Genomic DNA, 13,187 nt, shown 5'->3' with positions numbered 1-13,187 from the left:
ACGAAACATTCGGTTCCTGACCCCTGAAACACTCTGTCGCATAACAGGACATCTCAAACGGCCGGTGAACGAGACGATGATATGGGGTAGGCAATCACTCCTTGCCTCCTCACATCGTCCGTCTGGACGGTGACGTCCACCCGATCCGAAGGATGACCCATCATGAAGCGAACGGTGTACGGCGATGATCACGAGGCTTACCGACACTCTGTCCGCGAGTTTCTCGCTCGATGGTTCGAGCCCCTGGCCGCCGACGTTCGTGCCAACAAGGCATTGCCGCGAGAGTTCTGGCTTGCCGCGGGTAAGCATGACCTGTTGGGACTCGAAGTACCCGAACGATATTCAGGCGTCGAGGCAGGGGATTATCGCTTCAATGCGGTTCTCATCGAAGAATTGGCCAAGATGAATGCCGCGTTGGCGTCGAGCGTGAGTATTCACTGTGACGTCGTGGCGCCGTACCTGGTGCACCTGACCACCGACGAACAGAAGGCGAGGTGGCTCCCAGGACTGTGTTCCGGGGACGTGCTCACCGCCATCGGAATGACCGAACCCGGTGGGGGATCGGATCTGGCCGCACTGAAGACCACCGCAGTGCGGGACGGCAACGGGTGGTTGCTCTCGGGTGCCAAGACATTCATCACCAACGGTTACTCTGCAGACCTGGTGATCATTCCGGCACGTACCTCTCCATCGAAGAAGGCCAAGGGAATTACCCTCTTCGGCGTGGACACCTCCTTGCCCGGATTCGAGCGTGGCCGCAAACTCGACAAGGTCGGACAGGACGAAGCAGACACCGCTGAACTCTTCCTCGACCGGGTGCGCGTCACCGATGACGACGTGATCGGCGAGCTCGATCGAGGATTCATCCACATGATGTCCTTCCTGCCCCAGGAACGACTCGGATGCGCCATTGCCAATCTCGCGCACGCTGCGCAGATTCTGCTCGAGACGATCAACTACTGCCGAGAACGAAAGGCATTCGGGCAGTCCATCGGAACGTTCCAGCACAACAAGTTCTTGCTTGCCGAACTCGTGACACAGCTCGACGTGACACAGGCGTACGTCGACCGCTGCATCGAAGCCCACTCGGAGGGGACGTTGACACCGATCGATGCAGCCAAGGCCAAGTGGTGGACTGCCGAGATCCAGAACCGGATCCTCGATCATTGTGTGCAACTGCACGGGGGATACGGCTACATGAACGAGTACCGAGTGGCACGAGCCTGGCGGGATGCCCGGGTCACGAAGATCTGGGCGGGATCGAACGAAATCATGAAAGAACTGATCGGTCGCGATCTGGGCTTCTGATCTCGGCGTCGTGTACCGATCGTTCTGTCGTGAGTGCAGAAGGTTCGAATGCCGCATGGTCAGTGAATTAGTTTGCGCTGCTTATCAATACGTGTGCCTTATTGAAATGTCTTGACTCGATTTCGGACACTTCACATCACATGTTCGCTTCTACCGTCGTAGATGTCCGGGCGGAAGCACCCGTCCCGGGAAATCTCCAGGAGGACCACATGACCGAATCCCAGGTCGCCACAGCGACCCGCAGCGGCTCGCACTCGAACAATGACGTACTCGATGTTCTGATCATCGGGGGAGGATTCTCCGGCCTGTACGCATTGGACCGACTGCGCGATCTCGGTTTCACCGTCAATGTCTGGGACGCCGCGGGTGGATTGGGCGGAATCTGGTGGTGGAACTGCTATCCCGGAGCCCGTACCGACAGCACCGGGCAGATCTACCAGTTCTCGTACAAGGACCTGTGGAAGAAGTACGACTTCACCGAACTGTATCCGGGCCACCAAGGGGTTCGTGAGTACTTCAACTACGTCGACTCACAGCTCGACCTCACCCGCGACGTCGTGTTCGACACTTTCGCCGAAGCATGCACGTGGGACGAGGAAACCCGTCAGTGGACCGTACGGTCCGCCGACGGCAAGATCCAGACGGCACGGCAGGTCATTGTTGCCACAGGATTCGGCGCCAAGCCGCTGTATCCGAATCTCGAAGGGCTCGATTCCTTCGCCGGTGAGTGCTACCACACTGCGCGCTGGCCTCAAGAGGGCGTGGATATGAGTGGCCGCAAAGTTGTCGTCATCGGTACCGGCGCCAGCGGTGTGCAGGTCGTCCAGGAGGCAGGTCATGTGGCCGAACACGTCACCGTGTTCCAACGCACCCCGAATCTGGCACTTCCGATGCAGCAACGCAAACTCACCCATGACGACAACGAGCACTTCCGGAAGGGACTTCCCGAGCGGTTTGCTACGCGCTACAAGGCGTTTGCCGGCTTCGACTTCGATTTCATTCCGCAGAACGCCACCGACCTGAGTAAGGAAGAGCGCGACGCGATCTACGAGAAGATGTGGGCAGAAGGTGGTTTCGAGATGTGGCTCGGAAACTTCCAGGACATCCTTGTAGATGAGGAGGCCAACCGTACGTTCTACGACTTCTGGCGTGGCAAGGTCCTCGAACGGGTCACCGACCCCAAGAAGGCGGCAATCGTCGCACCGGAGACGCCTCCGCACCCCTACGGCGTCAAGCGTCCCTCCCTCGAACAGGACTACTTCGATGTCATCAATCAGGACAATGTCGATGTCATCGACTCCAACGTCACGCCGATTCGACGGGTGCTGCCGCATGGTGTCGAAACCGACGACGGTGTCATCGAATGCGACCTCCTCGTACTGGCAACAGGGTTCGACAACAACCGTGGTGGGATCATGGCTATCGATATCACCGGCGTCGACGGCCTGACGATTCAGGACAAGTGGAAGTCCGGTGTCGACACGTGTCTGGGCCTGTCGACCCGCGGATTCCCGAACATGATGTTCCTGTACGGACCTCAGAGCCCGTCCGGGTTCTGCAACGGCCCGACATCTGCCGAGTACCAAGGCGAAATCGTCGTCGAGTTCCTCGAGTACCTGCGCGAGAAAGGGGCGACACGGTTCGAGAACACCGAAGAGTCCGAGAAGCAGTGGCGCGCACACGTCGACGAGCTTTTCGTGAACTCGATGTTCACAAAGGCACGTTCGTGGTACTGGGGTGCAAACGTGCCCGGTAAGCCGGCGCAGATGCTCAACTACTCAGGAGGAGTCCCTCAGTACTTTGCTCGTTGGGAAGAAATCAAGTCCAACGGTTACGACACCTACGAGACCGACTGACGAGACGGACACGCTTGGGCTACTGGGTCCCCCAGTAGCCCAAGCATCCGTTCGACGGGGCTCACTGCCCTGATCCCCGATGGACATCGACTGCGTCGATGGGGCAATCATGGAACCGAGAGCATTGCCTTCGAGCACGTCGCCGTAGACGAGACGGGCGCGAGCATCGGTGATGCGGTCACGATGTAGGCGAGGCTGATCAAACGCCATCACACGAACACGACGTGGATCGCCCAAGCGAGAGCGTCGACTGTCCAGAGTTTTGGTTCAAACCGAACCGATGACGGACCTGGAGGGGTGTAGCCACGACCCTTACGTGTTGGGGGTGAACCGCCGACAAGTGGGCCGCGCCAGCCGGCAACCACAATACTGTCGACACGAACATAATACTTAATTTCGTTATACAACAACAGTATCCGTCGCCATTCCGCTGAGCTGCATCACCTCCTCCCGGGTGAGCGGCCATTCGTCGCCGATGGGAGTCCTGTCGGCAGCGGCTGACAGGACTCAGCACCGACACACCCGAGGAAAAGGGCACACGATGCAGATCAGGACTGCCGCAGCGCGTGCCCTCGCCTTGCGACTCCGGATCGTCGACCACAAGCGACCCTTGTATCACGATGCCAGGTCGGCGGCGATCAATCCGGACGTTCAGCTAGCAGTTCGCACCCATGCCTCGAGCATGCGCCGTGCGATCGAGACCTTCCCCGGCAGCAACACGGGCGCATCGACCGAACTAGCCCAGTCGCCGGCGGCGAGGGCCTCCTTCACCTCCGCGCGGGAGCACCACACAGCCTCGCAGATCTCACCATCACTGAAGATGAGCGGTTCTCGAGGATCGGCGACGGCATGGAAGCCGAGCATGAGGGAACGCGGAAACGGCCATGGCTGACTTCCGACGTAGGCTACGTCGGAGACAACGAGACCGACCTCTTCCGCAATCTCCCGCGCCACACAGCTTTCGAGCGACTCGCCGGCCTCGACGAATCCCGCCAGCGTCGAGAAGTTCCGCGCCGGCCACGCCGCGTGTCGCGCCAACAGCACGCGGTCCGCCCCGTCATGTACCAGACAAATGATCGCAGGATCGGTCCGCGGGTACTCCTCCCGACCGCACGCAGTGCACACGCGCGTCCAACCACCCGAGGTGATCGTCATCGGCGCCCCGTCCTTGGCGCAGAAGTGGGATTCGTCCTGCCACATCAGCAGGGCCTGCGCGGTGAGATACCGTTCGGCATCAACTGCATCGAGAAGCGCTCCGTGTGACCGCAGGTCACCGAACTCGATGCCCACGCTCTCCATGGGGGCCTCCGTGAGAAACTCGTCCCGTACAGCCCATTGATGCACCGTACCAACGACTCCCAACAAGACCGCGTGTGTCGGAGGTTGGGAACAATAGTCGGCAGCCGACTCGAGGAGCAGTTGTCCATCGATGAGACGAACCTGACCGGCACCGTTCACGCGAAGCAGCCGCGCATCCGGCCATGCCCTCGCCTGCACGGTCGCATCGTCACGTAGCGCCACAGGGCGACTCAAGGCATCACCAGGAAGGGCACCCCCGACACCGTCAGCGTTCACCATTGATCACAACCTTCCGCAACGAGCGACCATGTCGACCGGCACTTCGTTCGTGCGCGTGCGGCCGGCACTGCCGTCAGGCAAACTCGAACTGGATCGACGAGTACGATTCGGACATCACCGAAATGAATTCTTCAACGAGGCGCACATGATCGGGATGGACCAGATATGCGCGGAAGGCGGGGACGTCTTCGAAGATCGCAGATATTGCATAGTCGCCGATCCCGGGCTTGAGGGCGAGGTCCCTTCCGTAGCGAAACTCGACGACCTGGGGAATGCTCGCCGATATCGCGTCAAGAGCTTTGTGGAACGATTCGACCTGCTCGTCGGTGATGTCCTTCTTCCAACTGAATGTTACGACATGATGCAACATGATAATCCCTCTCTGGAAGCATAATTCGAGCTCGACACCCGAAGTGAGCGGCACGTTTTTCAGAGCCGCTGATGTGCCCTCACCATGACGTGCGGCGACCGAACATCCCTCCCCGCAGTCCGCGGACGTACAGGGGAACCCACTTCTCGAGAGCGCCTCGGGGGTGAACCCGTTCTCCGGTGGGTTCCCTCGCGGTGCCGGCCCGTCATCGAACGGTGATGGGGAGATTCTGGCCGTCTGTGGGTCACGTGGGTGACGGTAGAACAGTGATGGACCTTCGGTGTGTCCGATTGTGCAACACACATCTCCGAGAACCGGGACAGACGGACAGGTGTGTTGTTTTCGGACACTCGTCCGCTCGGGCCTCCTCGTAGTGTGACTCCACCGACTCGGCGATTGACCAGTCCGCCTATCACATCAAGGAGATCACCATGGCACTCGATCCTGTAGTCGAGCAGTTGATAGATACGTTGAACGAGCAGGGACTGAGGTCGTTCGAGCAGATGAGTGTCGCTGAGGTCCGTGAGGTCATCGAATCCTTCAGCGAACTGCAGGCGCCGAAAGCGGATCTTGCTCGTGTCGTCGACACGGTCTACCCCGGACCGGATGGTGATCAGGCCGTGCGTCTGTACATTCCGGAGTCCGATGCGCCCCTGCCGGTTGTGGTGTATATCCACGGCGGCGGATGGGTTGCGGGCAGCCTCGACGTTACCGAGCAGCCTTGTCGCGCGCTGGCCGCGGACGCCCGGGTCATCGTGGCCGCCGTGAGTTACCGGCTCGCTCCCGAACACAAGTTCCCTGCCGCACCCGAAGACGCGTTCGCTGCTCTGAATTGGGTAGTCGACAACGTCGCCGACTTCGGTGGTGATGCGACGCGTGTCGCCATCATGGGCGACAGTGCCGGTGGCAATCTCGCCGCAGTCACCGCCCTTCGGGCACGTGATACCGGCTCACCGGCCCTGTGTGCTCAGGTGTTGGTCTATCCGGTTATCGACGGCACGGCACGCTTCCCGTCATGGGAGGAGAATGCCGAGGGATATTTGATCACCGCGGCAGCAATCGGCTGGTTCTGGGAGCAGTACCTGGCCACACTGGAAGACGCCGAGAACCCGTACGCCTCGCCGGCCAAGGCGAAGAGCTTGGCGGGGCTTCCTCCGACGCTGATGTTGGTCAACGAGTACGAGGTCACACGCGACGAATGCCTGAACTACGGGCGGATGCTGACCGAGCAGGGTGTCCCGGTCCAGGTCGAACTGTATAGCGGTCTTGTCCATGGCGTGTACTGGATGACCGGTGCAGTTCCGCGCAGTGCTGAATTGCACAGCGCGGTTGTCGAATTCCTCGGCAAACAGTTCGCTCGCTGAGTACGAGTGGCCGGTGGCTGTGCCGCAGTCATGTGCTGCGAGTGCAGCCACCCGTTGCTCGCTCAGCGCGTGCCCGCCGGCGTGCTGCACTCAGGTCCTCACGGAGCACATGTCTGGTCCNGGCGGGCCCGCCGGCACACGATTCTCGAGCGCGGGATGTGCACGAGACACGCACACGGTCGTCCGGTTCCTCTGCGGGCAACTCAGGGAGGTCGAGACGTCCGAGTTCGGGCGGATGAACAACATGCTCCTCGTCCTGCCCTGGTACTGAGGTAACAGTCAGTAGACCAGTGCTCGATCGAAGAGGACTCGTCGAACTTCACGACATCGTTCCTGCTGATGCGGTTGCCTTGCCGAACGTCCACGTGTCCGCACCGCTGATCGAGGAGCTTGCTACGTGAGGCATCGTCACTCGCCGGTGAATGCGGTAGTTCGCTTCTCCATGAGGGCGTTGACTGCTCTCGTGTGATCGGTGGTCTGTTGAACCAGCGCCTGCAGAGCAGCGGACAGTTCGAGGAGGCTGTCGAGGCTCTGGTGCTGCCCTTCGCGCAGGAGTTTTTTTGCCATCCGTACCGAGTGCGGAGGATTGGCGGCCACTCTGTTGGCGAGTGCGCGAGCTTCGTCGAGCAGCTGATCGGGAGGAACGACGTTCGAGACCAATCCCCACTCGAGAGCCTGTGTTGCGTCGACACGGTCGCCCGTGAGGATCATCTCGGCCGCCCGCGCCATACCGACCGCTTTCGGCAACAGCCACGCACCCCCGTCACCCGGGATGATGCCCAGCTTGACGAAGCTCTCAGCAAAGAACGCTTTTTCGCTGGCGATTCGGAGGTCGCACATGAGGGCAAGATCGCACCCGGCACCGATTGCAGGGCCGTTCACCGCTGCAATCAAGGGTACGTCGCAGTTGTACATCGCTCGTGGGATCCTTTGTATCCCGGCGCGATAGCCATCGCGTTGTTCGTGAGGTTTCCCGCCGAACAGTCCCTGGCGATTCGCCATGTCCTTGACGTTGCCGCCGGCGGAGAAGGTCGATCCCGCGCCGGTGACAATGACAGCGCGTACCCCGTAATCGGCGTTGACGGCATCCACGCATGCGACCAATGCGTCGACGACATCCATCCCTGAGACTGGGTTACGTTCAGCCGGCCGATTGATCGTCCACGTTTCGATGAATCCGTCGCGTTCTACGAGAACTGGATTTTCCATGTATGTGTCTTCCCGATCTTCACTGCAATCGATGGTTCGGATAATGCACTGCTGACTGGCATGCGAACGGACTCGGCGGCAGTCTGGTCGAAGCAGACCGCCGCCGAGACACGTTCCTCCTTCGTCGGCGCGCTTTGCTTTCAGTTGCACGCCCCACACACGGTGTTCAGGCGAGCCCCAACTTCGGCCGTAGCCACTGGGCGATCCGGTTCAGGGCCTGATCCGCCTCGGGTGCTCGTCCCGCGTTGAAGTGGAAGACATGCTGCTGTTCGTCGACCACGTCGAGCACGGCTTCGCTCCCTGCCTTTTCGATCAATTCGACGACCCGGCGCGAGTCGTCGAGCAGAGTCTCGTAGCCGCCGACCGATACATAGACGGGAGGGAAGTCTGTGTAGTCCCTGAGCAGCGGGTTTGCCCGCGGGTCCGTTGCTTCCGAGAGATCGGTGAGGAAATTCTCTCGCATCATCTCGAGGACTGCCCTCTTGGCCAGGACGTCGACTGCGTCGTTCGATTCGATCGTCAACCCCTTGATCTCCATATCGAGCCACGGCGAAAGAGCGACGACGGCGGCCGGAATGGGAAGTGCCATACCCGCAAGTTCGAACACGGTCGAGATGGCGAGATGTGCGCCTGCCGAGTCGCCGACCGTCGCCGTATGTTCTGCCTTGTAGCCCTGCGTACGGAGCCACTTCTGCACGGCAATGCAATCTTCGAGCTGTGCTGGATGCTTTGCCTCCGGCGCGAGCCGGTAGTCCACCACGAGTGCGTGAACTCCTGCCAGCTTGGCGAGGTGTGCGGCAAGCTTGCGATGGGAAAAGCGTGAACCTGTCACGAATCCGCCGCCGTGCGTGAAGACGATCACCCGGTCCTCGGCGGCGCCCAGCGGCTTGGCCCATGTTGCCGGCACACCGTTGGCTGTCACTTCTTCATACGTGACATCGGTGGGTTCGATGGTGGGAAGATGCCATTCTTCGAACATGTCTCGCTGACCTGCGAGATCCATACCTTCGGACCGTCGAAGCCAGGACGAGTACAGGTCGTTGAGGAACAGCGATTCTTTGCTCACGGACATGTGTTGCTCACTTTCATCACCGGTCGAGAAGGAAATTGACTGATCAGGAAGGCGTGAAGCTGGTGTATCGCGTACGCACGGTGTCACCCCACCCAGTCGGCTGATTAGAAAAGGCCGCTAGGGAAGGTCAACGATTGCCTCGGATTGTCGAAATGTCGATACTCATCGACCGCCACATCGGTTCGGCGTCGAGGCTTGCGCCGTCGAGGCGGTGATGTGATGGTTCCGCGATGTCGCTGATCGAACTTTTCGCATCCGTCGCTCACTATGCGAACGCACAGATGCAAGTTGTGCGGGTCGTTTGTGCCGACGCTACTGGAAGAGTGCTGATTGCAACTCGATGTAGAGATGCTGCAACTTCTTTCCATCGAGGTGGAGCAGCCGGGTCGTCCTCAGATCCCTACGAGGGGTCCGATGACGGGCTTCCACTGGTAGATGCTCTGGTCGACGACAACACCCTGCGTGACATACGGGTCCTTGGCGAGCAGGGCCTGCAGGTCGTCTTCGCTGTCCGCCTTGAACACGAGCAACGCGCCGGCCCCGTCGGCCCAGGCGCCCGCTTCCTGCAGCACGCCTTTGGCGGCCGCGTCCTTGACGAAGACCAGGTGGTCGGCATGAGCAGCCTCTTTGACGGATGCGTCAGTGGTGTACGACCAGATAACAGCGAACAGGGCCATGGTCACTCCTTGAGTGGGATAAGGGATGTGAAACGGTGCGGATATTCAGGAGAATGCGCACTTTAGAACGCTAGAAGCAGGGATGAGGTCACCAGTGTCCTATTTTGCAACACCTGTTGGTGAACGACGGCGAATATAGAACGGAGAGAACGCGATCGGCGTTGAACGGCCGGACGACGGTGTGGCTTGCATACGGTCGGTGACCTTGCCGGCAGCTGTGTGTGGAACCAGCTCTGCTGGTAGGCATGGCCAAGATCCGCCGTGCAGGTGAGCTGTTACTCGGGCAGTGCCCCGGCGGCGCGCAGCTGCTCGATATCGTCTTCGAGAAGTCCGAGTTCTGTTAGCACAGTATCGGTATCGGCGCCACGGTCGCGCGGCCCGAACCGCACAGCACCGGGGGACCCAGCGAGTTTGACGGGTACGCCGAGACCCCGGTAGCCGTCACACTCGACCACCATCTCGCGGTGACGGACCTGCGGTAGCGAAAGGGCCTCTCCGACATTGTTCACCGACCCCGACGGTACGCCGGCTCGCCGTAGCAGGGCCGCCAAAGCTTCGCGCTGCCAAGTTTTGACGAGGCCGCCGAGGATGTCGCGCAGTTGAGCTGCGTTTGCCATCCGGTCGGAGTTGGTGACGAATCTCGGGTCGTCGGCCAGGTCTGAAGCGTCGAGCGCCACGACCAGAGCGCGGAATTGCCGGTCGTTGCCGGCACCGATGAAGAAGGGGCCATCGGCGCAGGTGAACGTTTCATAGGGACAGATCGTCGGGTGTGCCACGCCCGTCCGCTCCGGCGCGACGCCGGTGGCAAACCACTTGCCGGCGTGTGGGTGCAGGATCGACACAGCGTTGTCGAGTAGTGCCAGATCCACGAGTTGCCCGCGTCCGGTCTTTTGCCGCACGTGAAGTGCCATGAGGATGCCGTTCACAGCGTTGAGACCCGTGATGATGTCGACCAGAGGGATCCCGATCCGCATGGCATCACCGTGGGGCTCACCGTTGATGCTCATCAGCCCCGACAAGGCTTGGAGAATTGCGTCGTAGCCGGGAGCACCACCGAGCGGCCCGTCGACTCCGTACCCGGTGATTCGACAGTGCACGAGTCGCGGGAATTCGGCGGCGAGCACGTCGTCGTCGAGTCCCCACTTCGCAAGGGTGCCCGCCTTGAAGTTTTCGATGACGACATCGGCTTCGGCAAGCATCGTGCGCAGCAGTTGTTGGCCGGCCTCGGTACGCAAATCCACACTGATGTTCCGCTTGTTGCGGTTCAAGCCATCGAAGTAGGCGCTGTGGTCATCCTTGACGAAAGGCGGGCCCCAGCTGCGTGTGTCGTCACCAGTAGGTGGCTCCACCTTGATCACGTCGGCACCGTGGTCGGCGAGCACTTGCGCGCACAGCGGGCCGGCCAGCACCCGCGAAAGATCGACGACCCGGATGTCGGTGAGTGCGCCGGTCCGTGGACGCAGAGTCTCGGATGCGGATTCTCGAGTCTCGGCCGGGAGGATGGCAGATGAGGATTCAGGCATGATTGCTCATTCTGTGCGGTTGGAAGTCGCTGGCCTCCGGAGGGAGGGACAAAGCATGAACGGAGTATTCTCAGCCATCGCTGACCTGCATCGACCGCGGGTAGTTGCCCATAGTCAGCGACGCTGAAGACGACGGGCATGCTCCGTGTAGCTACTCGTTCCTTCCATCGGATGAAGTCTCAGGCTGGACGCACTGTCGGGGGCGATATGGAGGGTCTGCGGGCGTTGCGAAGCCTAGACGTATATCGACTTGTACTCGAGATAGAAGTCCAGGGACTCGGGCCCGAATTCGCGGCCGACTCCGCTGTTCTTCACGCCGCCGAACGGGGAGCCGGTATCGAGGGAGTAGTAGTTCACTCCCACGGTTCCGGATCGAATACGTGACGCGATGTCCAAGCCGTGTTCGGTGTCTTCCGTGAAGACGACTCCTCCCAAACCGAATGGTGTGTCGTTCGCCATGTTGATGGCGTCCTCTTCGGTCTCATAAGGGATGACGGAGATGACAGGTCCGAAAATCTCGTCCTGTGCCAGCGGACTGCGATTATCGACACCCTCGAAGATGGTGGGAGACACGAACCAGCCGCGGGGACATTGCTCAGGGGAGTCGGTTCCGCCGCGGATCGTTCGGAATCCCTCGGACTGCCCGAGGCGGATGTAACTCCTCACCCGCTCCCGATGCTGCTCGCTTACCATGGGGCCCATGGTTACCGACTCGTCGAGTGGGTCTCCCATGACCAAGCCGTCTACGTAGGACGCAAGGACGTCGATGATCTCGCTGGACCTACCGTGGGGAACCAAGATGCGGGAGTTCGTGGTGCATGTCTGTCCCCCGTTCTTGAGCACGGCGTCTTTGAGGCTTCTGGCAAAGACGCCGAGGTCGGCATCGGGGAGCACAATGGCTGCGGATTTTCCTCCGAGCTCCAGGGAGACTCTCTTGAAACTGCGGCCGGCGACCTCGCCGATCGCTTGTCCTGCTGCAGTGGAACCGGTGAAGGCGATCTTGTCGACATCGGGATGGGCTACAAGGGCTTTGCCTGCATGAACGCCGCCGGCAACGATGTTGAGGACGCCAGGTGGTAGACCGGCTTCCTCGGCTGCCTCTGCGAGTACATAGGCATCGAGCGACGTCTCCGGTGCCGGCTTGAGAACTACAGTGCATCCTGCTGCCAGTGCGGGCCCGATCTTGGCCATGGCCAAGAGCTGTGGATAGTTCCAGGCAGTAATTGCGCCCACGACTCCTACGGGTTCTTCTCGCACGATGGTGGAGCCCATGCTGCTGGGTCGGCGGGTCTCGAATGTTCGTGTCTCGATGAGATCTGCCATGGACCGCAGGATCGCTACCGGAGCCGTTGCGCTTGTGCTCACCGACAAGGAGGAGATCATTCCGGTCTGCCGGCTGACGAGCTCTGCAGTCGATCTTCCTCGACGCTCGAGGCTGTCGGCGAAGCGCCGCATCACTGTAGCTCGCTCGTGGGGGGTGCTGCGCCCCCAGGGGCCTTTCTGGAGTGCGGCCCGTGCGGCGTGCACAGCCGCATCGATCTCCTCGGGCCCGCCCATCGCAGCAACACCCAGAGGGCGCTCGGTTGCTGCCTCGAACACCGGTGCCAGATCGGAGGTGCTCGCTTTGCGCCATTGGCCGTCGATGAAGAAACGTTCACGTTCAATGCTGTTGATGACAGGCATTATTCACTTCTTCCGAGGTTGAATCCGATTGAGCGAAACCTCACGATACCCGCAGTCCGTCGGTGTATCCTGCCGCCTTTTCCTTGTGCCAGAAATCCAGGTACATGGGCAGACCGTTCAGATACTGAAGCATCTGGGGCTTCTTGCCGGGGATGTTGCTGCCGTTGTACCAGGACTTTGCATGCTTGAACAGCGCCATGTCATCGGTACCGTTGATGTGATCGGTCCAGGTCTGGTCGGCTTCGGGAGTCGATTCGAACCGGGTAAGGCCCTCCGAACGAAGAAATTCGAGGAACTCGACCATGACCTCACCTTGAAGCTCCGCGTTCGTGGACCCGTTCGCAAAGGCGGCGGGGCTCTGCGGACCGTACACGAACATGGCGTTGGGAAAGCCGGCGGTGAATGCGCCGAGGTATGCGTCGACGCCCTGGCGCCACTTCTCGCCGAGGGTAACGCCAGCGGAGTTGCGGACCTCCATCGAAGTGAGCGCACCGGTATTATTGAGGTTTTCTCACCAGGCCGGCGCTTGCAGGTGAAGAAGAACGAG

Annotated in this window: 11 protein-coding genes; 3 read left to right on the top strand and 8 right to left on the bottom strand. The window is 60.6% G+C overall.

The genetic code is table 11. The features are described from left to right. The first annotated feature begins 162 nt into the window (after positions 1–162). Positions 163–1,308 carry an acyl-CoA dehydrogenase family protein gene (locus QR64_RS05995; RefSeq protein WP_039584521.1) on the top strand — a complete coding sequence of 382 codons (1,146 nt, stop codon included), beginning with the start codon at positions 163–165 and terminating at the stop codon, positions 1,306–1,308. Between the two features lie 209 nt (positions 1,309–1,517). Beyond that, positions 1,518–3,164 (top strand): flavin-containing monooxygenase, encoded by a 1,647-nt coding sequence (locus QR64_RS05990; protein ID WP_039584520.1) that lies wholly within the window; start codon positions 1,518–1,520, stop codon positions 3,162–3,164. A gap of 651 nt (positions 3,165–3,815) precedes the next feature. Here QR64_RS05990 and nudC read toward each other — a convergent pair. Both nudC and QR64_RS05980 read right to left on the bottom strand, forming a co-directional pair. Further along, positions 3,816–4,742: an NAD(+) diphosphatase gene (nudC, locus tag QR64_RS05985; RefSeq protein ID WP_039584519.1), complete on the bottom strand. Its 927-nt coding sequence runs from the start codon at positions 4,740–4,742 to the stop codon at positions 3,816–3,818. 73 nt (positions 4,743–4,815) lie between these two features. After that, entirely contained in the window at positions 4,816–5,112 is a 297-nt protein-coding gene (locus tag QR64_RS05980) for a Dabb family protein (RefSeq protein WP_039584518.1), read from the bottom strand. Between the two features lie 431 nt (positions 5,113–5,543). Between QR64_RS05980 and QR64_RS05975 the strand changes: the two genes are divergently transcribed. After that, complete coding sequence (locus tag QR64_RS05975; protein WP_039584517.1) at positions 5,544–6,476, top strand: alpha/beta hydrolase; 933 nt, start codon at positions 5,544–5,546, stop codon at positions 6,474–6,476. 408 nt (positions 6,477–6,884) lie between these two features. Here the strand turns inward: QR64_RS05975 and QR64_RS05970 are convergent, their stop codons facing one another. The 6 genes from QR64_RS05970 to QR64_RS05945 form a co-directional block, all read right to left on the bottom strand. Then, positions 6,885–7,685, bottom strand: a complete 801-nt coding sequence (locus QR64_RS05970; RefSeq protein ID WP_039584515.1) for a crotonase/enoyl-CoA hydratase family protein — start codon at positions 7,683–7,685, stop codon at positions 6,885–6,887. Positions 7,686–7,851: 166 nt separating this feature from the next. Beyond that, positions 7,852–8,757, bottom strand: a complete 906-nt coding sequence (locus QR64_RS05965; RefSeq protein WP_039584514.1) for an alpha/beta hydrolase — start codon at positions 8,755–8,757, stop codon at positions 7,852–7,854. Positions 8,758–9,149: 392 nt separating this feature from the next. Beyond that, a complete protein-coding gene (locus QR64_RS05960) occupies positions 9,150–9,434 on the bottom strand; it encodes a YciI family protein (protein ID WP_006550551.1) in 285 nt (94 codons plus the stop codon). 275 nt (positions 9,435–9,709) lie between these two features. Next, positions 9,710–10,957 carry a CaiB/BaiF CoA transferase family protein gene (locus QR64_RS05955; RefSeq protein ID WP_039584513.1) on the bottom strand — a complete coding sequence of 416 codons (1,248 nt, stop codon included), beginning with the start codon at positions 10,955–10,957 and terminating at the stop codon, positions 9,710–9,712. A 234-nt stretch (positions 10,958–11,191) separates the two neighbouring features. Then, positions 11,192–12,640 carry an aldehyde dehydrogenase gene (locus QR64_RS05950; protein WP_039584512.1) on the bottom strand — a complete coding sequence of 483 codons (1,449 nt, stop codon included), beginning with the start codon at positions 12,638–12,640 and terminating at the stop codon, positions 11,192–11,194. A gap of 40 nt (positions 12,641–12,680) precedes the next feature. Further along, positions 12,681–13,118: a hypothetical protein gene (locus tag QR64_RS05945; protein WP_039584511.1), complete on the bottom strand. Its 438-nt coding sequence runs from the start codon at positions 13,116–13,118 to the stop codon at positions 12,681–12,683. Between the last annotated feature and the right edge of the window lie 69 nt (positions 13,119–13,187).

The sequence above is a fragment of the Rhodococcus sp. Chr-9 genome (genome assembly GCF_000801125.1).
Taxonomy (GTDB): domain Bacteria; phylum Actinomycetota; class Actinomycetes; order Mycobacteriales; family Mycobacteriaceae; genus Rhodococcus; species Rhodococcus pyridinivorans.
Note: the sequence above shows the minus strand (reverse complement) of the source record. Positions and strands in the feature narration are given on the sequence as shown.